This window comes from Terracoccus luteus, assembly GCF_003635045.1.
Lineage (GTDB): Bacteria > Actinomycetota > Actinomycetes > Actinomycetales > Dermatophilaceae > Terracoccus > Terracoccus luteus.
In genome coordinates this window covers 1094429-1113520 of the sequence record NZ_RBXT01000001.1, presented here as the reverse complement: position 1 = coordinate 1113520, position 19092 = coordinate 1094429, and the positions used below count along the sequence as shown (strand labels likewise).

The window sequence follows — 19092 nt, the reverse complement described above, 5'->3', positions numbered from 1 at the left end:
GGCAGAGACCAGGCACTGAAGCGGCACCGACACGACGACGGTCGTGCACCCCGGACATCGGGGTGCACGACCGTCTGCGTGAACGGGTCTGCGTCAGCGGGTCGTCAGGCTGACCTCAGCCGACGTGGCGGTAGTCGCCGATCCGCGACGGGTAGGAGGCGGCGTCCTCGTCCGCGTCGTCGAGCGGACCGACCTGCTCCCACGGTGCCCGGACCCGGTGCTGGGCCGCCTGCGGGTCGGACGTCGGACGCAGCAGCTCCTCGTCCTGCGAGGGGACCGGCCCGGTGCGCACGACCTTGGTGGCCGCGTCCGGGCGCGGGGGCAGGCCGCCGAACTCGCGGTAGAGCGAGTTGTAGGCGGCCACGACGTCGCCGAGCTGGTAGAAGTTGACGACCCGGCCACGTGCCGCGCGCGAGTACCGGCCGTACGCCTCGGGGTCGCTGATGACGGACTGGATGCCGTCGGCCATCTGCACGACGTCACCGGCCTCGGTGAGCACACCGGCCGCACCCCACGACTCGCCCTCACGTGTGGTGATGACGTCGCCGATGAGCTCGGCCATGCCTCCGACGGCCGTGCCCACGGTCGGGATGCCGACCGTCATGGCCTCGAGCACGACGATGGGCTGGCCCTCGTTGTAGCTGGGCAGCACGAGCAGGTCGAAGTCCGAGAGCATCTCGCGCACGTTCACGGTGCCGCGGAAGGTGATCTTGTCCTGCAGCCCGTACTCCTCGACCTTGGCGAGACACGCCTCGTAGTACTCGGGCAGGTGCTCGGTCGGCCCGAGCGCGTCGAGACGCACGTTGTGGATGCCGCGCTCCCCCAGCAGTCGGATCGACTCGATGAGGTCGAGCATGCCCTTGATCGGCACGACGCGGGCGATGTAGGCCAGACGCCACACCCGGTCGGGGTCTCCCGCGGCGATCATCTCGACCTGGGCCTGGCGGAGCCGGTAGGCGTTCTCGAACTCGCCCACCGTCATCCCGTTGGGGATGACGACGGCCTTGTCGATCGGGGCCCCGAGGTCGGCCGCCTCGGAGATCGCCGACGGGTAGAGGAAGGTGATGGCCTCCGCGCTGGGGTAGCAGAAGCGGCCCATCTCGGTCCACCACGCCATCCAGGCGCGCTCGACGGGCGTGACGTCGAAGGTCCGGTAGTCGGTTGCGGTGACCGGCAGGGCCATGTTGCGCCCCAGCAGCGTGTTGACGGTGTCGCGGACGTAGAGGTTGTGCTCGGTGAGCAGGAACCGCGTCCCGTTCTGACGGGCGGCCGCGGCCGAGACGAGCGACGCGTAGCCGGTCGTGTGGGCGTGGTAGACGCCGGCCTTGGGGTAGTCCTCGTCGAGCAGGGCGGCGCTGAGCGAGAAGAACTCGCGCATCGTCCAGAACGTCTCCGACAGCGACATGCCCAGGCCGGCGGTGCGCTCGATGCAGAGCTTCATGAACTCCTTGGTCCCCAGCGCCGCCCAGATCGGGTAGTGGCGGGTGCGCGGGTTCATGCCCTCGTCGTAGAGCGACCAGAGCGGCTCGACGTCGCCGGCGACGACGGACTCGAGGGCGTCGAACAGCCTCGTGGCCAGGCGCTTGCGCGACTTGCGGCCCATGCCGAGGTCTCGGGGCAGCAGGCTGAGGAAGTCCTCGCGGTGCTCCTGCATGCTGAGGAACACCGGCTTGACCCACTTGACGTTCGACGGCATCCCGTAGAGGTCCTCCGCCGGGGACTCACGGTCCCAGGAGATGTGGATGATGCCGAAGGTGAGGTCGTCGTTGCCCTTGACGATGTCGTGGACGACCGCGGACACCCCGCCCTTGAGGTAGGGGTAGGTCGACTCCATGACGATGGCGACGTCGACGTCCTCGTAGGACGGGGCGACGGTGGTGCTGGGAAGGGTGGTGCTCATGGTCGGTCCTCGGTCGGGCGGAAGTCGGTGGCGTGGTTCGTCGCGCCCTCCGGCGCGTCCTTGGTGGCGCTGACGGCGTCGCTCACGGTGGCGCTGACGGCGTCGCTCACGGCGGCGCTGACGGTGGCGCTGACGGCGGCGCTGACGGCGGCGGTCGGGGTGGTGGCCATCGAGGTCACCACGAGACGGCGTGACGCCAGAAGAGGGTGTACTCCGGCACGCTCCAGTGGCGGATGGTCACAGTCAGGGCGCCGACGAGCAGGAGCAGCTCGACCCCGAACAGGGCGGTGTACGTCGCGGCTCCGCTGAGGGTCAGGAAGGCGACGAGGACGAAGACGAGGTGCAGGCCGCCGATGAGCTGGGACCACGTGCGCTCGCCGATGTAGTCGAGCAGGTAGGTCGACACGGTCACCATCATGAACGCCCAGGACGCCGAGGCGACAGCGGCGACGAGACCGAGGTCGGCCGGCGCGAGGGCGAGCGTGAAGCACACGGCGGCGAGGACGAGCACGGCGCCGATGAGCCCGGTGCGCGACAGGGCGACGACGACGGAGCTGACGACCTCGCGCGACGGGGCGCCGAGCTCGCGGGACGGACGCGACTCGAGCGTGCTGCGCACGCGGCCGATGGCGCCGTCCATCCACGGGGCGAGCCGGACGAAGTAGTAGTTGTAGGCGATGACCGCGGGCATGAGCGCGGCGAAGACGAGCTGCACCGCGAAGCGGCCGTCGGTGACGAGGAACAGGACGAGCTTGTCGGCCCAGAGCACCCCGCCGAGCAGGAGCCCGCGGGCGAGGTCGGCCGCCGTGTCACGCAGGTCGAGGCGCTGGAGCCGGCGCAGGAGGCCGAGCTCACGACGCAGCACGTAGAGCTGCGTGAGCGTGCCCGCGATGGCGGGCAGGAACCACAGGGTGGGGGCGGCGAGGAGGGCGACCGCGTAGGCGCCCCACGCGCTGGCCCAGGCCCACCGCATCCGGCCGACGTTGGCGACGACGAGCGACTGCGCGAAGAGGATGTGCAGCACGCTGAGCGCGACGTAGGCGGCCGTGGTCGTCAGCGACCACCCGAGCACGAGGGCCATGACGGCCGCGAAAACGGGCACGAGCAGCAGCGTCTGGGCGAAGGTCGCGACCCACAGGCCGGCGAACGTCTCCCGCACGCGCTCGATGGGCGCGTTGTTGATGAGGTGGCCGATGCCGCGGTAGATGGGCATCGCCGCCGCCTGGCTCAGCCACGGCACCGTCACCGACGACGCGAGGAGCAGCTCGCCGAGGCTGGTGCCGCCGACGCTCTGGCCGATGAAGCGCGTCGCGGCGAACGGGAAGGCGGCGGTGAGCAGCAGGACGGGCGACAGGTGCAGCGCGAGCTGGCCGAGCGAGCGACCGGAGCGGCGCAGCGACACTCCACGCTGGGTCGCGGCGAGCTCGTGGCGCATGCCGGGACGGCCCCGGCGCGTCAGCACCATGAGGGCCAGCGCCGCGACGACGCAGGCGATGGCGGCCACGAGGACGGCGGCCGACCGGGCCGCACCGCCCTCGACGGGCACGAGCAGGGCCAGCGCGAGCGCCAGCACGGTGGCGGCCACGGGGGCCCGCCACGAGGACATCAGGTTGAGCACGTCATTCCTCCGGTGATGCGTGTCGGAGGGCTCGACGAGTGGGTGGTGGTCGTGCTGCGTTGGGCCCGGTCCGGCCGATGCTGACGCGGCGGATCCCGGGTGCGACCCGCCGCACAGCCCCCATGCCGTCGAGTCAGGACGTCGTCGTCAGGTCAGCCACCGGAGCGCACGGCACCGCCCCCCACGGGCGGTGTCGACCAGTTGAATGATCAAGAAGATTGGACCACGAGATGACAGGTTTTGGCAAAGAAACCGTAAAGACTCAGCACCCTGGCAGGTCGCGTTCAGGGGATCTCCCCCGGCCTGACCCCCGGTCGGATGCCGGTCAGCGGGCCTTCCTGAGCACGATGCCCTCGTGCGGGGCGAGGACGACGGAGCCCTCGACGAGACGTCCGTCACGGTCGGCCAGACCGTCCGGGACGGGGAAGCGCACCGAGCGCCTCCTCCCCCCGTTGAGGTTCACCGCGGCGAAGCCGTCGGCGAAGCGCCGCGACCAGCCGTTGCCGCGCTGACGGGGCTCCTCGAGCGGCCGCCCGAGGTCCCAGTCGAGCTCGGGCACGAACGGGGTGCCCGAGTAGCCGTCGTGCGAGGTGGCCGTGTACGCGGCGTCCGCCTCGCCGCCGCCGAAGACCCAGTAGGCGGCGAGGCCGTAGCGGAAGTTGGGGTGGTCGTCGGTGCCGTCGCTCGCGACGCGCACGATCGTCAGGCCGGGCCCGTGCAGCTGCGCCATCTGCGCGAGGGCCGTCTGCGGGTCGAGGTGGTCGTCGGGGCCCCAGGCGAGCCAGACCTCCTCGAAGCCGCCGCCGTACGCGGCGTGGCGCTCCCACCGGCCCGGCTCGCGCCGCGACTCGGCGATGTTGGGCACGAGCAGCTTGCCCATCTCCTGGAGGTGGCGACCCGCGCGAGGGACGAGCCGCCCGAGCGCCTCGCGCAGGTCTGCCATCGTCCGACCTCCCTCGATGGGCGGGTCGATGCCGTAGTAGTCGTCGAACACGTCGTTGTCGGCCATGACGCCGTCGAAGGGACTGTCCTCGAGCAGGTCGCCGACGTTGTCGCACCAGCGCTGCTGGTACTCCTCCTCCCACGTCGCCATCTGCCAGTGCCCGCCGTAGCCGTTCCACTGGATGCGGCTGCCGTCGAGACGGTGGGCGAACCAGTGCTCCCCCGACTCCTCGGCCTCCTCGAGGCACACCCCCGAGGTGTAGATCGGGCCCGGCTCGTAGTCACGGGTCGAGCTCAGGCACTGGTAGGCGAGCACCGTCATGTCGGGCCGGGCGTCCTTGAGGCGGGCCGCGACCTCCTGCTCCCACGGCTGCAGGATCGCCGCCCGGTAGTGATCGATGGCGAACTCGACCTGGTCGGGGGTCACGGGGTCCTGGTAGCGCACCCACGCGCCGTGCGAACGGGTCACGTCGCCCTCCTCGGTCGGTCTCGTCAGCGGTGTCGTCAGTGGTGTCGTCAGTGGTGTCGTCGGCGCGGTCGGTGGGCCCGGTGGAGGCGCCGGCGCGGTCGGCACATTGTGTCGGATGCCGGGCCCGGTGTCAGTCCGGGTCGGCCGGTGTCACTCCGTGTCGGTCCGTGTCAGCCCGGTGCTCGGTGTCCGTTCGTGTCGGTCTGTGTCGACCAGTGTCAGTCGCGGGGCCGCTCGGGCGGCACGGCCTCGGTCGCCGCGTCGATCTCGAGGCCCGTGACCTGGAGCAGGTCCACGACGAGCGAGCGCAGCTGGGCGAGCACCGTCTCGACGGCGAGGTCTCCGCTACGCGGCAGCTCGGCCACGAGCCGGGCGGCCACGAGCATGCTCGGCCGGGCCCCCTCGGGCGAGCCGTTCTCCGACAGCAGCCGGCCCGCGACGTCGGTGGCGTCCGCGAGGGCCTCGATGGCGTGGGTGTAGCCGGGCGGCAGTGCCTCGTCGCGGCCCACGGCGATGGTGACGCGACGCACGAGCACCCGGGTGCTGCGCATCGCCCGGTCGAGCGGCTCGACGAGGTCGGCCATCGACCGCACCCGGGCGGCGTGGTGGCGCGAGAACGGTGAGGACCGCACGACCGCCAGCCCTTCGTCGGCCGCCTCCCGCAGGCCACGGAGCAGCGACTCGGTGCCGCGCGCCGAGGCGAGCACCTCGGCCGCCTCGTCGACGTCGCGGTCGGTCGCGCTCGCGGAGGCCCGCCGCAGCAGCTCGGCGATCTTGCGGACCACCTCGGCGGCCGCGACCCGGGGGCGGCGCAGCGGCGCCTGCGGCACGACCGTGGCCGCGACGAGCGCGACGGCGCCGCCGATGAGGGCGTCGGTCCAGCGCGTGAACGCCTGCCCCGGGCTCGCGACGAGGGCGGCGACGACGATGCCCTGCACCGCCGCCTGGGTCACGAGCAGCCGTCCGCCGTCGAGCAGCAGCGCGAAGCTCATGGCCACGAGCACGACCGCGGCGATCTGCCACGGCCCGGAGCCGGCCACCTGCACGAAGACGTCGGCCGTGAACACCCCGACCGCGACGCCGATCGCGACCTCGACGACCCGGCGCAGGCGCTGCGCGTACGACATGCCGAGGCAGACGACGGCGACGATCGGGGCGAAGAACGGCGACTGGTGGCCCAGGACGTCGGTCGCCACCCACCAGCCCACGCCCGCCGCGACGGCGGACTGGACGATGAAGAAGGCGGCGCCGCGCAGCCGGGCCAGGCGGGTGCGCACCGACAGCCGGCTGCGCGACCAGGCGCGGTCGAGCGTGTCGACGACCGGCGCGTCTGACCTCAGGTAGTCGTCCACGCCTCATCCTCGCGCATCGGCCCGCGCCCGGGCCGCCCTCGTCTCAGGACGAGCCGGACAGCACACCGGACGGGGTGCCCGAGCAGGTGCTGGACCAAGTGCCTGAGCAGGCAGCGAAGCGGCTCAGGACCGGTCCGTCACCGGGTCAGAGCGAGGGGAACCAGATGCCGATCTCACGCTGCGCCGACTCGGGCGAGTCGGAGCCGTGGACGATGTTCTGCTGCACCTTCAGGCCCCAGTCGCGGCCGAGGTCACCCCGGATGCTGCCGGGTGCGGCCTCGGTGGGGTTCGTGGCGCCGGCGAGGCTGCGGAAGCCCTTGATGCAGTCGTCACCCTCGATGACGACCGCGGTGACCGGGCCCGAGCCCATGAACTCGACGAGCGGCTCGTAGAAGGGCTTGCCCTCGTGCTCGGCGTAGTGGCGCTCGAGCGCCTCGCGGGTCGGGGTGAGCACGGACAGCGCGACGAGGGTGTAGCCCTTGGCCTCGATGCGGCGCAGCACCTCCCCCGTGAGTCCGCGACGGAAACCGTCGGGCTTGACGAGCACGAGCGAGCGTTCGGTGGTCACGCGCCCACCCTAGCGGGCGGCTCCGGCGCCGCGGCCCACGCCGTCGGCACCCGTGCCGTCGGGACCCGTGCCGTCGGGACCCGGCCCACCGGCATCCGTGCCCCCGGCCGTGGCCTCGTCGGCGGCCCACTGCGCCTCGCGGGCCGCCTGGGCCCGGTCGACCTTGTCGCCCTGCACGAGGCAGGTGACCCACAGGGCGAGGAAGACGACACCGACGACGACCATCGTCTGCACGAACAGGCCACCGAGGAGGGTCAGCGCCTGCACGGCCCAGCCGAGGCTGACGCCCCACGGGCGGCGCACCGTGCCGGCGGCCACCACGGCGAGCAGGGCGACCCCGCAGCCGATGACGAGCTGCGCCGTGCCGCCCTCGGTGCCGCCGCCGGACTGGGCGGCCGCGATCGAACGGGCGACGAGGGTGGCGAAGAACAGCACGAGCGCCTGCCCGCCGAGCACGGTGGCGAGCATGCGCCACGTGAACTTGCCGAGCGTCCCGTGGAAGACGAGACCGCGCATCGGTTCCTCCGGTCGTTTTGTCGGGCGGGTGGGCGGGCGGGTCGGGTGGGTGAGCGAGCGGCCCGTCAGTAGTTCTGGTTGACGTCCCAGCTGCGAATGATCGCCTGCGCCTCGGTGCTGCTCGCCCCCGTCGCGTCGGCGTAGAGACGCATCGCGTCCTCCCGGCGGCCCGCCACGACGAGCTCGCTGATGCGGGACCGGGCCTCGTCGGTCAGGCGCCCCTCCGACCACGAGCTGGCCGCGTCGCGGACCCCGGGGCCGCGCCCCGGCACGAACCAGCTGTCGATGGCGGTCTTGGCGTCGACGAGCGAGGCGCCGGTCGCGTCGCGGTAGACCTTGATGGCGTTCACCTTGTGGCCCGCCGAGATCTCGTGGCTGACCTCCGAGCGGACGGCGTCGGTGAGGCCGGTGCGCCGCCGCTCGGGGTCGCGTCGGCCGACGACGCGGCCGTAGACGATGACGACGACCGCGACGACCGCGAGGACGAGCACGACCTTGACGACGGGAGGCATGGGCCCAGCGTAGGCGAGGCTCAGACGTCGGTCGTGCCGAGCAGCATCCGCACCTCGGCCGCCGTGATGACCGAGCCGGTCGCGACTACCCCGCCGCCGAGGCCGTCCTGCTCCGCCAGCGTCACCGCGGTCTCGAGGGCGTCGGGCAGCGAGTCGACGACGGTCACCCGGCCCTCGCCGTAGAGCTCGGTGGCGAGCTCGCCGAGCCGGGTGGGCGACAGGGCCCGCGGTGACGAGCTGCGGGTGACGACGAGGTGGTCGAGCGCGGGCTCGAGCACCTCGAGGATGCCGACGGCGTCCTTGTCGGCGACGATCCCGACCAGCCCCACGAGCCGCGTGAAGGCGAACGCCTCGCCCATGGCCGCGACGAGGGAGCGGGCGCCGTGCGGGTTGTGCGCGGCGTCGACGAGCACGGTCGGTGAGCGACGCACCACCTCGAGGCGTCCGGGCGAGGTCATCCGGCCGACGGCGCTGCGCAGCAGCTCCTCGTCGAGCGGCTGGGTGCCGCCGCCGAGGAAGGCCTCGGCGGCCGCGACGGCGGTGGCGAGGTTGGCGGCCTGGTGCTCGCCGTGCAGCGGGAGGAAGAGGTCGGGGTACTCGGCGGCGAGACCACGCAGCGACACCTGCTGGCCGCCGATGGCGACCTCGCGGGCGGTGACGCCGTAGTCGGTCCCCTCGACGACGAGACGAGCGCCGACCTCCTCGGCCCGCGTCGCGAGCACCTCGACGGCGTCGTTCTCCTGCGGCCCGACGACGGCGATGGCGTCGGCCTTGATGATGCCGCTCTTCTCCTCGGCGATCGACCTGACGTCGTCGCCGAGCAGGTGGGTGTGGTCGAGGTCGATGGGGGTGATGACGGCGACCTGCCCGTCGGCGACGTTGGTCGCGTCCCACGAGCCGCCGAGGCCGACCTCGATGACCGCCACGTCGACGGGGGCGTCCGCGAAGGCCGCGAAGGCGACGGCGACGAGCACCTCGAAGAAGTTGAGGCGGCGGCCGCCCGACTCGAGCGAGCGGGCGTCGACCAGCTCGACGAGCGGCAGCACCTCCTCGTAGGCGGCGACGAAGCGCTCGCGCGAGACCGGCTTGCCGCCGATGCTGATGCGCTCGCGGATGTCGTGCAGGTGCGGGGAGGTGAACCGCCCCGTCGTCAGCCCGGTCTCGGTGAGGATCGTGTCGACCATGCGGCTCGTCGACGTCTTGCCGTTGGTCCCCGTGAGGTGCACGACGGGGTACTGGCGCTGCGGGTCGCCGGCGAGCTCCATGACCGCCCGGATGCGCTCGAGGCTCGGCCCGATGTCGTTCTCCGGGGCGCGGGCGAGGATCTCCTCCTCGACCTCGCGCATGCGCTTCATCGCCTCGAGGGTGTGCGCGGCCTCGACCGCCGCGGCGTCGGGGCGGCCGCTGGGGCTCATGCCTGCTCCTCGGGTGCGGTGAGGGTCTTGGCCATCCAGACCTGGTCGGGCATGCCGGAGCCGCCTTCCTCGCGGTGGGTCTCGGTGAAGCCCTTGCGGGCGTAGAAGCGGGCGGCGTCGTCGTTGCCCGCGATGTGCGAGAGCACGATCCGGGCGTGGTCGTGCTCGACGGCGTGCTGCTCGACGGCCGCGAGCAGCCGAGATCCGATACCGGCGCCGTGGTGCTGCGGCAGCACGTAGAGCTTCCACAGCACGACGTCCTCGCCGAGCATGCCGTGGGTGGCGACGCCGACGACCTCGTCGTCGACGACCGCGACGAGGGTGCGCCCCGAGCGGATGGTGGGGGTCACGGCATCCGCCGTCCACCACTTCGCCAGGCCGAGGGCGACGTACTCGGGGCCGGTGATCGGCTCGTACGTCGCCAGCCACGTGCGGTGCCCCACCGACAGGATGCCGGCGAGGTCGTCACCGCGCGCGAGCCGGACCTCGAGGTCGCTCACTGCTTCTCCACCACGACGGTGGCGCTCTGGCCGTCACCCACGGTGACGGTCGTACCCACCCCGGCGGGCAACGGGTGCTGCGGCCCGCCGGCGGCGAAGGCGGCGGCCAGCGTCTCGTCGACGATGAGGTCGCGGTGGGCGACCGTCGCCTCGAAGACGGGCTCGCTGCCCGAGATCGTCAGGCGGATGCGGTCGCTGACGTGCAGGCCGGCGTCACGCCGGGCCTGCTGCACGGCCCGGACGAGGTCGCGGGCCAGGCCCTCGGTGGCCAGCTCGGGCGTGACCGTCGTGTCGAGCACGACGAAGCCGCCACCCGGGAGCATCGCCGTCGCGCGCTCGGCGCCGGACGCACCCGTGGCACCTACGGCGCCGGTGGCACCCGTGGCACCGGTCGCGCCGGTCGCGCCGGTCGCGCCGTCGGCGACGACGGTCTCGAGCGTGTACTCCCCCTCGACGAGGGCGAGGCCCCCGGCCGTGACGGTGCCGTCGGCGGCGACCTCCCAGTCGCCGCTCTTGCTGCCCTTGATGGCCTTCTGGACGTCGCGGCCCAGGCGGGGGCCGGCCGCGCGGGCGTTGACGGTGAGGCGCTGGGTCACGCCGAAGTCGTCGTCGCCGGTGGCGCCGAGGTCGACAAGGACGACCTCCTTGACGTTGAGCTCGTCCTGTACGAGGGCCCGGAAGGGCTCGAGCGCGGCCGGGTCGGGCGTGACGACGGTGAGGCGGGCCAACGGCAGCCGCGCGCGCAGCGAGCGCGCCTTGCGCAGGCTCGAGCCGACCGAGCAGACGTCACGGGCCCGGTCCATGGCCGCGACGAGGCCGGGGTCGGCCGGCAGGTCGGCCGCGAGCGGGTAGTCGGTGAGGTGCACCGAGCGCCCGCCGGTCAGCCCGCGCCAGATCTCCTCGGTGACGAGCGGCAGCAGCGGGGCCACCGCCCGGGTGACCGTCTCGAGGGCGGTGTAGAGGGTGTCGAAGGCGCGGTGCGACTCGGGCGACTCGCCGCCCCAGAAGCGGTCGCGCGAGCGGCGGATGTACCAGTTGGTCAGGACGTCGACGAACGAGCGCATCGTGTCGCAGGCGGCGGCCACCTCGTAGCCGTCGAGCTGCTCGGTGAGGTCGGTGACCGTGTCGTGCAGCTTGGCGAGCAGGTAGCGGTCGAGGACGTCGTCCGGCTCGGTCGACCAGCGCGCCTCGTACCCCTCCCCGCCCCGGGCGGTGTTGGCGTACAGGGCGAAGAACGACCACGCGTTCCACAGCGGGATGAGCACCTGGCGCACGCCGTCGCGGATGCCCTGCTCGGTGACGACGAGGTTGCCGCCGCGCAGGATGGGGCTGCTCATGAGGAACCACCGCATGGCGTCGGCGCCGTCGCGGTCGAAGACCTCCGACACGTCGGGGTAGTTGCGCAGCGACTTGCTCATCTTCTGCCCGTCGGACCCGAGCACGATGCCGTGGCTGACGCACGTCTTGAAGGCGGGCCGGTCGAACAGCGCTGTGGCGAGCACGTGCAGCGTGTAGAACCAGCCGCGCGTCTGGCCGATGTACTCGACGATGAAGTCGCCGGGGAAGTGGTGCTCGAACCAGTCGGCGTTCTCGAAGGGGTAGTGCACCTGGGCGAAGCTCATCGAGCCCGAGTCGAACCAGACGTCGAGCACGTCCTCGACGCGGCGCATTGTCGACCCGCCCTGCTCGGGCGTGCGGGGGTCGTCGGGGTTGGGGCGCGTCAGCGAGTCGATGAAGGGGCGGTGCAGGTCGGTGACCTCGACGCCGAAGTCCCGCTCGAGCTCGGCGAACGAGCCGTAGACGTCGATGCGCGGGTGCTGCGGGTCGTCGGATCGCCAGACGGGGATCGGGCTGCCCCAGAAGCGGTTTCGTGAGATCGACCAGTCGCGGGCGTTCTCGAGCCACTTGCCGAACTGGCCGTCCTTGATGTGCGACGGCGTCCACTCGATCTGCTGGTTGAGCTCGAGCATGCGCTGCTTGACCTTGGTCACCTCGACGAACCAGCTCGAGACGGCCATGTAGATGAGCGGCTCGCGGCAGCGCCAGCAGTGCGGGTAGCTGTGGTCGTAGGTCTCGCGGCGCAGCAGCACCGTGCCCGGCGTCACCGAGCCGGTCTCGCCCGACCCGCGGGTCTCGGCGCGCAGGTGGTCGATGACGTGGGCGTTGGCGTCAAAGACGTGCATGCCCTCGTAGTCGGTGACGGGGTAGGTGAAGCGGCCGTCGGGGCCGACCGGCACGACGGGGGTGATGCCCGCGGCGTCGGTGACGATCTTGTCCTCCTCACCGAAGGCGCCGGCGGTGTGCACGAGCCCGGTGCCGTCCTCGGTGGTGACGAACTCGGCCGGGAAGACGCGGTGGGCGTTCTCGTGGCCGAGGTAGTAGCCCATCGGCGGCGTGAACGAGCGCCCGAGGAGGTCAGATCCCTTGAGCCGCTGCACGATCCGCTCGTCGAGGGTGGCGGTGTCGACGTCGGGGCCGAAGAGGTCCTTGGCGTAGGCGGCGAGCCGGGCGGCGCCGATGACGTAGCGCTCGCTCGTGCCGGTCGGCACGTCGGTCTCGACGACGACGTAGTCGATGTCGGGGTGGACCATGATGCCGAGGTTGGCCGGCAGGGTCCACGGCGTCGTCGTCCAGACGAGGGCGAGCTCGCCGGTCTCGAGGCGCAGCCCGACGGTCACGGCCGGGTCCTGGCGCATCTTGTAGACGTCGTCGTCCATGCGCAGCTCGTGGTTCGACAGCGGCGTCTGGTCGTTCCAGCAGTAGGGCAGCACGCGGAAGCCCTCGTAGACCAGGCCCTTGTCGTAGAGCTGCTTGAAGGCCCAGATGACCGACTCCATGTAGCCGGGCTCGAGGGTCTTGTAGTCGTGGTCGAAGTCGACCCAGCGCGCCTGGCGCGTCACGTAGTCGCGCCACTCGCCGGTGTACTTGAGCACCGAGCTGCGGCAGGCGTCGTTGAACCGGTCGATGCCGAGGTCGACGATGTCCTGCTTCGTCTTGAGCCCGAGCTGGCGCTGCGCCTCGAGCTCGGCGGGCAGGCCGTGGGTGTCCCAGCCGAAGCGGCGCTCGACCCGGCGCCCGCGCATCGTCTGGTAGCGCGGGACGATGTCCTTGACGTAGCCGGTGAGCAGGTGTCCGTAGTGGGGCAGCCCGTTGGCGAAGGGCGGGCCGTCGTAGAAGACGAACTCGTTGTCGCCGTCGGTGCCCGCGTCACGGTTCTCGACGGAGGCCGCGAACGTGCCGTCGGCCTGCCAGTAGGCGAGCACCCGCTCCTCGACCTGAGGGAAGCGCGGGTTCGACGGGACACCGGCAGGCCGGCCGGTGGCGCCGTCCACGCCCGGGGTGCCGTCAGTGCCGTCAGTGCCGTCAGTGCCGTCAGCTCCGTCAGCGCCCTGGCCGTCGGCGGCGTTCATGGTGACCTTGGGGTAGGTCATGGCGGTCTCTCCTGCGGTCGCGGTCGTCTCGTCTGCCACGAGGACGACCCTCCCCGAGGGGAGCTGCCGCGGTACCACCCCGCTTGCCGGCTGGCGCACCCGCGAGGGGTGACGGCATCCGACCGCTCTTGCCGAAGGCTGTGACGGGCCCACCCGTCCGGTTCTACTGGGGGCTCTCGCCCTGTTCCTCCGGAGGCTCGCCGCTGATGACGGCTCGAACGCCTGTGTGGCGAGTCTAGCCTGAGGTGGTGAGCACGCCGCACGTCGTCCCGGGCCCCGATGGAGCCGCCGTCCTCCGTGAGCGGCTCGGCGACCGGGTGGTCTCGGATGCCGACGTGGCGCGGTCGTACGCGACCGACGCCACCGCTCCCCCGCGGCCGGCGCCCGACGACTTCACGGTCGTGCGGGCCCGTGACGAGGGCGACGTCGTGGCGGTGCTCGAGCACGCCCAGGCCACCGGCACACCCGTCGTGCCGCAGGGCGCGCGCACCTCGCGGGCCGCGGGTGCGGGCGCCCTCGACGGCGCCATCGTGCTCAACGTGGAGGCCCTCGGCGGGGTGCGCGACCTCGACCCGCTCGAGGGCCTGGCCGTCGTCGGCCCGGGACTCGTCAACGCCGACCTCAAGGCCGCGGCCGCCGCCGCCGGCCTCTTCTACGGGCCCGACCCCGCGTCGTGGCGCACGTGCACCATCGGCGGCAACGTCGCCACCAACGCCGGCGGGCTGTGCTGCGTCAAGTACGGCGTCACCGCCGACTGGGTGACGGCGCTTCGGGTCGTGCTGCCGGGCGGGGAGGTGATGCGCACGGGGCACCGGACCGCGAAGGGCGTGGCCGGCTACGACCTCACCGGCCTGCTCGTCGGGTCGGAGGGGACGCTCGGCGTCGTCACCGAGGTGGTCGTACGGCTGCGGCCCGCCCCCGACCCGGCCCTCACGGCGCTGGGCGTCTTCGACTCGCTCGACGCCGCGGTCGCGGGGGTGGCCGCGTTGCGGGCCGACCGGCACCGGCCCTGCCTGCTCGAGCTCATGGACCGCACGAGCGTGCGGGCGGTGCAGGCCTTCGGCGACCACGGGTTCCCCGACGACGCCGAGGCGGTGCTGCTCGTGCAGGCCGACCGGCCCGGCCACGTGGCGCAGGACGTGGCGCGCTACGCGGAGCTGCTGTCGGCGGCCGGGGCGACCGACGTCGCGGTGGCCGACGACGAGCAGGAGTCGCAGGCCCTGCTCGAGGGTCGCCGCGTCATGAGCACGGCCTTCGAGGCGATGGGTGGCCGCATCGCCGAGGACGTGTGCGTCCCGGTCGGCCGGCTGGCCGACCTCGTCCGCGGCATCCAGGCCGTGGCGACGGACGAGCAGGTGCTCGTCCCCGTGGGCGGGCACGCCGGCGACGGCAACCTGCACCCGTCGATCGTCTACGACCCCACCGACCCGGATGCCGTGCGGCGGGCGATGCGCGCCTTCGACCGCATCGTGCGGCTGGCGTGGAGCCTCGGCGGCACGATGACGGGCGAGCACGGGGTGGGGGCCCTCAAGGCGCCGTGGCTGGAGGAGGAGCTCGGGCGCGCCGAGGTCGCGCGGCAGCGACGGCTCAAGGCGGTGTTCGACCCAGGCGGGATCATGAACCCCGGGGTCGTGTTCGAGGCCTAGGGGTTCGGGACCGAGGGGTTCGGGACCGAGGGGTTCGGGACCGAGGGGCTCGGGGCCGACGGGTTCGGCGCCGTCAGGCGCCGAGGTGAGTAGCGCTCAGGCGACGGCGGCCTGGGCCCGCACGACGACGGCGAAGGAACCGACGCCGAGCAGCCGGGCGGCGTCGACGGGGTTCTTGTCGACGAGGACCGAGACCAGTCGCCCGGTCTCGGGGTCGAAGTCGACGTCGGTGACCTCGCCCAGACGGTCGCCGTCGCTCGACAGCACCTGCTTGCCGAGCACGGCGTGCTTCTTGCCCTGCAGGGCTGCGACCTCGTCGTCGGCGTGACGGATGCTGCCCGGGGAGCCGACCGTGACGGCATCCGGCCCGAAGCCCGCGACGTCACGCCAGGCGAGGGTGTCGCCCTCCTTGTTCTTCTTCACCTCGAGGGCGACGACGGCGCGGGTGGCGGGGTCGACGACGAAGCCGCTGACGCGGCCGACGGTCTCGGCGCTGGTCGTGCTGACGATCTTGTGCTTGCGGGCCTGGGAGAAGAGCATCAGGCACCTCCTCGCAGCTGGCGGCGGAAGTCGTCGATGGCGGCGCCGAAACCGGCGAGGTCGTGGCGCACGAACTGCGTGGCCGAGGCCGGGACGATGAGGTGCTCGCCCGACGCGGCCATCGTGTCGGGCAGCGGCATGAGGACCTTCTGCCCGGCGTTCTCGAGGGCGGGCGAGGACTCGATCTCGTAGCCGACGACGTCGCACTGGTCGCTGCTGCCGCGCACCTCGACGACGACGTCGACGACCTTGCCGAGGTCGGTCCCGGCATCCGTGAGGACGCGGGAGCCGAGGACGTCGCCGCGCACTCCCCCGGACCCGGCGGCCGACTGCGCGAGGACGCTCTTGTCGACGAGGGCGGTGTCGTCGTCGACCATGACGGCGTCGTTGCCGAGTGCGGTGACCGACGACCACGGCAGCACGGTCGACAGGGGTCCGGCGAAGAGCCCGCGACCGGCGAGGGTGAAGCCGTGCACCGAGCCGCCGTCGGCGGCGTAGACGATGTCCTTGAGCTGGGCGATGTCGTCACCGGCGAGGGTGACGACGGGGCGCTTGGCCAGCTCGCTGCTGCGCATGAGGCGGCTCATGCGGAGCCGCCGGAACTGCTGCCGGTGCTGTTGCCGCCCGCGTCACCGGTGCCGCCGGTGGTGCTGCCGCGCTCGATGATGACGCCCCCACGTCGACGGCGGCTCTGGATCAACGCGACGGCGGCCACGAGCAGCGCGACCACCACCACGACGAGGACCAACCAGCCCCACCACTCCATCGGACACCGCTCTCTTCGCAGGGATCTCGTCGGGTGCGGCGGTGCCGTCCCGGGTGTCCACAGCCTAGGCCAGCGGGGGCGGTCGGGCCGGGCACCACGACGGTGGGGCGGGTGGTGGCGTGGGCGGTGGGGTGGGCGGTGGCGTAGGCAGTGGCGTGGGCGGTGGGACGGGGGCCGGGGCGGCGTGCACACCGTTTGGCATGATCGGGCCATGACCGAAGTGGAGACGACGGGCGCGTGGCTGAGCCGCGAGGACCTCGACAACGCCCGTGACCGCCTGCCGATGCTCTACGTGCACGCGGTCCCGGTGCGCTGCGACGACAAGGGCGTGGTCACCCACATCGGGCTGCTCATGCGCGCCGACGGCGACGGCACCATCGGCCAGGAGGTCGTCGGGGGGCGCGTGCTCTACCACGAGAAGATCCGCGACGCGCTCGTGCGGCACCTCGAGAGCGACCTCGGGCCCATGGCCCTCCCGCGCATCCCGCTGTCGCCGCAGCCGTTCACCGTGGCGGAGTTCTTCCCGACGCCCGGGGTGACCCCGTTCCACGACCCGCGCCAGCACGCGGTCTCGCTCGCCTTCGTCGTCGCGGTCATGGGCGACTGCCGTCCGCAGCAGGACGCGCTCGACCTCTCGTGGGTCACCCCGCAGGAGGCGGCCACGCTCGCCGCGACCGGAGAGCTGGGCGGGTCGCACGGAGTCCTCGTCCGCCAGGCCCTCGCCCACGTCGGCTACCCCGTCTGACCCGACGGCGGGTCCGGGCGCACGGTCCCGTCACGAACCGCGCCACGGCCCGAATTCGGACACCCTCACGCTCGGGCCGACGTCCCGGACCGCGCCACGGCCCGATACCGGACATGGCATCTGCACTTTTCCCAGCCGCGGCGGGACTCATGAGCCCGGATGCCGCGTGGCCCTGCCCCTTTCCCAGCCGCGGCGGGCCTCACGAGCCCGGATGCCGCGTGGCCGTGCTCCTTTGCCAGCCGCGGCAGGCGGTGGGTGCGAGACGAGACCACGCCCGGTCCGCCGAGGAGGTGGCGGACCGGACGTGGCCTCGTGGTTCTCATGAGCGCGCCGGTCGGTGGTCGGACCTGACCCGACCCCCGACCGACGCGGGTCCTCAGCTGCCCGAGCTCTCGCCCTGGTCGGACTGACCGGACTGGCCCGAGCCGCTCGGGGCGTCGCTCGGCGCCGCGGGCGGGGTCGGGGCCTGACCGTCCTCGGGGGGCATCGGCGCCTCGCCGGCCTTCGGCGGGGTGGGCGTCTGGCCGTCCTTCGGCGCCGCGGGCGGCGTCGGGGCCTGGCCGTCCTTGGGCGGCATGGGGGCCTCACCGGCCTTCGGCGCGGCGGGCTTCTCACCGGCCTTCGGCGCTGCGTGCTTCCCTGCGGCCTCGGGGGCCGGTGCGCCGGCGGCCGGGCCACAGCCAGGTCCACCGGCGGGGCCACCCGCAGGTCCGCCCTTGGCGTCCGCGCCGGGACCGCCTGCGGGCGGGGCCGGCACGGCGGAGCCGTCCTGACCGCCCGCGGCGCCGGCGTCGCCGCCGGTGGGCGCCGTCGAGCCGTCCGAGCCAGTCGACGTGCCCGAGTCACCGGAGCCCGTCGAGCCCGTCGAGCCCGTCGAGCCCGAGCCCAAGCCCGTCGAGCCCGCGCCGCCGTCACCTCCGGCCGTCAGGCTCGTCGTCGCCGCCGCCGACTCGACCCGGGTGGGCGTCGACGCGTTCTGCGAGGCGATGGCGGGCACGGCGAGCGCCACTGCGATGCCGGCGACGCCGCCGATGGCGAGTCCGCGCCACAGCCCGCCGCGCTTCCCCGGCCGGGCGGCCGAGGCGGACGACGGGACCGCCGGCTGGGCCGTGAAGGTGGCGGGGACGGGCTGGGCGTCGGCCAGGCGCTCGCGCTCCTGCTTCTCGGCGAGGCGACGCAGCTGCTCGCGGGGGTCCTCCGTGGGGTAGCCGTTCATGTCGAGCTCCGTTCGTGTCGGTGACCGGTGCGGTCACGGTGTCGGCGGGTCGGGCCCGTCGGTGTGATGACCACGGTGGGAGGCCCATCTCAAGACGAGATCAAGCACAGGCTCCTGACGGCTGGATCTTGAGCGTTTCTTGAGAACGGGCGGCACTAATGGAGTCATGAACGCTCGTGTGCTCGTGGTCGAGGACGAACCCGCCATCCGTGACGCCGTCGGCGCCGCCTTCCGTGACTGCGGGCTGCAGGTGCGCACGCTGCGCTCCGGCGAGGGCCTCGAGGACCACCTGGCCGCCTTCAAGCCCTCCGTCGTCGTGCTCGACTGGATGCTGCCCGGCCGCGACGGGCCCACCCTGGCCCGCGTCGTGCGCGGCACCGGGAGCGCGGGCATCATCATGCTCACCGCCCGCGAGGGGGTGGACGACCGTCTCCAGGGCTTCGCCGCCGGCATCGACGACTACGTGCCCAAGCCCTTCGCGATGGCCGAGCTGGTCGCCCGCACCCGCGCCCTGCTCCACCGCCTCGGCGCCGTCCCCGCGACCGTCGAGGTCGCCGACCTCGTCGTCGACGAGGCGGGTGGCAGCGCCACGCGCGCCGGCGTCGCCCTCCCCCTCACCGCCACCGAGTTCCGCCTGCTGACCTACCTCGCCGAGAACCGGGGACGCGTCCTGTCCGCCACCCAGCTGCTCACGCAGGTCTGGGGCTACGACGACTACTCCGACAACCTCGTGCCCACGCACGTCAGCTCGCTGCGCCGCAAGATGGAGGAACACGGCCCGCGCCTCGTGCACACCGTCCGCGGCCTCGGCTACGTCCTCCGCGCGACGGCCCCGTGAGCGCCCCTGTGACACCCCGCCCACGTCTGCCACTGCGCCTGCCACGCCGTCTGCCGTTCCGACCGCCGCTGCGCCCGGAGCGTCCCCGCCCCACCCCGTCGGATGCCGGTGGGCCGGT

18 protein-coding genes are annotated in these 19092 nt (G+C 72.9%); 3 read left to right on the top strand and 15 right to left on the bottom strand.

The window, feature by feature from the left end:
• Positions 1 to 115: 115 nt before the first annotated feature.
• The 11 genes from pelF to ileS form a co-directional block, all read right to left on the bottom strand.
• On the bottom strand, positions 116 to 1900 hold the full coding sequence (gene pelF / locus DFJ68_RS05115) for a GT4 family glycosyltransferase PelF (RefSeq protein ID WP_121031555.1): 1785 nt from the start codon (positions 1898 to 1900) through the stop codon (positions 116 to 118).
• Positions 1897 to 2070, bottom strand: a complete 174-nt coding sequence (locus tag DFJ68_RS18225) for a hypothetical protein (protein ID WP_170165668.1) — start codon at positions 2068 to 2070, stop codon at positions 1897 to 1899. The genes pelF and DFJ68_RS18225 overlap by 4 nt, the downstream gene beginning before the upstream one ends.
• 5 nt (positions 2071 to 2075) lie before the next feature.
• Positions 2076 to 3518 carry a hypothetical protein gene (locus DFJ68_RS05110; protein WP_121031553.1) on the bottom strand — a complete coding sequence of 481 codons (1443 nt, stop codon included), beginning with the start codon at positions 3516 to 3518 and terminating at the stop codon, positions 2076 to 2078.
• A 325-nt stretch (positions 3519 to 3843) separates the two neighbouring features.
• Positions 3844 to 4929 (bottom strand): putative glycoside hydrolase, encoded by a 1086-nt coding sequence (locus DFJ68_RS05105; protein WP_121035104.1) that lies wholly within the window; start codon positions 4927 to 4929, stop codon positions 3844 to 3846.
• 218 nt (positions 4930 to 5147) lie between these two features.
• Positions 5148 to 6281: an FUSC family protein gene (locus DFJ68_RS05100; protein ID WP_121031551.1), complete on the bottom strand. Its 1134-nt coding sequence runs from the start codon at positions 6279 to 6281 to the stop codon at positions 5148 to 5150.
• 145 nt (positions 6282 to 6426) lie between these two features.
• Positions 6427 to 6849: a nucleoside-diphosphate kinase gene (gene ndk / locus DFJ68_RS05095; protein WP_121031548.1), complete on the bottom strand. Its 423-nt coding sequence runs from the start codon at positions 6847 to 6849 to the stop codon at positions 6427 to 6429.
• A 9-nt stretch (positions 6850 to 6858) separates the two neighbouring features.
• On the bottom strand, positions 6859 to 7365 hold the full coding sequence (locus DFJ68_RS05090; protein WP_121031546.1) for a DUF4233 domain-containing protein: 507 nt from the start codon (positions 7363 to 7365) through the stop codon (positions 6859 to 6861).
• 65 nt (positions 7366 to 7430) lie between these two features.
• Entirely contained in the window at positions 7431 to 7877 is a 447-nt protein-coding gene (locus DFJ68_RS05085) for a hypothetical protein (protein ID WP_121031544.1), read from the bottom strand.
• Between the two features lie 20 nt (positions 7878 to 7897).
• On the bottom strand, positions 7898 to 9292 hold the full coding sequence (locus DFJ68_RS05080; protein ID WP_121031542.1) for a bifunctional folylpolyglutamate synthase/dihydrofolate synthase: 1395 nt from the start codon (positions 9290 to 9292) through the stop codon (positions 7898 to 7900).
• Positions 9289 to 9792, bottom strand: coding sequence for a GNAT family N-acetyltransferase (locus DFJ68_RS05075; RefSeq protein WP_121031540.1), 504 nt, complete (start codon positions 9790 to 9792; stop codon positions 9289 to 9291). Before DFJ68_RS05075 ends, DFJ68_RS05080 begins: the two co-directional genes overlap by 4 nt.
• Entirely contained in the window at positions 9789 to 13223 is a 3435-nt protein-coding gene (gene ileS / locus DFJ68_RS05070) for an isoleucine--tRNA ligase (RefSeq protein ID WP_211333449.1), read from the bottom strand. The genes DFJ68_RS05075 and ileS overlap by 4 nt, the downstream gene beginning before the upstream one ends.
• 248 nt (positions 13224 to 13471) lie before the next feature.
• Here ileS and DFJ68_RS05065 point away from each other — a divergent pair, with 248 nt between their 5' ends.
• Complete coding sequence (locus tag DFJ68_RS05065; RefSeq protein ID WP_121035102.1) at positions 13472 to 14869, top strand: FAD-binding oxidoreductase; 1398 nt, start codon at positions 13472 to 13474, stop codon at positions 14867 to 14869.
• 96 nt (positions 14870 to 14965) lie between these two features.
• On the opposite strand, the gene DFJ68_RS05060 is transcribed toward DFJ68_RS05065, so the two are convergent.
• From DFJ68_RS05060 to DFJ68_RS05050, 3 genes are read right to left on the bottom strand one after another with little or no spacing between them, the layout of a single operon-like run.
• Positions 14966 to 15409, bottom strand: coding sequence for a PRC-barrel domain-containing protein (locus tag DFJ68_RS05060; protein WP_121031538.1), 444 nt, complete (start codon positions 15407 to 15409; stop codon positions 14966 to 14968).
• Positions 15409 to 15984, bottom strand: a complete 576-nt coding sequence (locus tag DFJ68_RS05055) for a PRC-barrel domain-containing protein (RefSeq protein ID WP_211333271.1) — start codon at positions 15982 to 15984, stop codon at positions 15409 to 15411. Before DFJ68_RS05055 ends, DFJ68_RS05060 begins: the two co-directional genes overlap by 1 nt.
• Positions 15985 to 15992: 8 nt before the next feature.
• The gene (locus DFJ68_RS05050; protein WP_121031534.1) at positions 15993 to 16175 is read right to left on the bottom strand and encodes a hypothetical protein; all 183 of its coding nucleotides are present in this window, start codon (positions 16173 to 16175) and stop codon (positions 15993 to 15995) included.
• A 211-nt stretch (positions 16176 to 16386) separates the two neighbouring features.
• On the opposite strand from DFJ68_RS05050, the gene DFJ68_RS05045 reads away from it, so the two are divergent.
• The gene (locus DFJ68_RS05045; protein ID WP_121031532.1) at positions 16387 to 16920 is read left to right on the top strand and encodes an NUDIX hydrolase family protein; all 534 of its coding nucleotides are present in this window, start codon (positions 16387 to 16389) and stop codon (positions 16918 to 16920) included.
• A 376-nt stretch (positions 16921 to 17296) separates the two neighbouring features.
• Here the strand turns inward: DFJ68_RS05045 and DFJ68_RS05040 are convergent, their stop codons facing one another.
• The gene (locus DFJ68_RS05040) at positions 17297 to 18136 is read right to left on the bottom strand and encodes a hypothetical protein (protein WP_121031530.1); all 840 of its coding nucleotides are present in this window, start codon (positions 18134 to 18136) and stop codon (positions 17297 to 17299) included.
• 166 nt (positions 18137 to 18302) lie between these two features.
• On the opposite strand from DFJ68_RS05040, the gene DFJ68_RS05035 reads away from it, so the two are divergent.
• Positions 18303 to 18974, top strand: coding sequence for a response regulator transcription factor (locus DFJ68_RS05035; protein ID WP_121031528.1), 672 nt, complete (start codon positions 18303 to 18305; stop codon positions 18972 to 18974).
• The last annotated feature ends 118 nt before the right edge of the window (positions 18975 to 19092 follow it).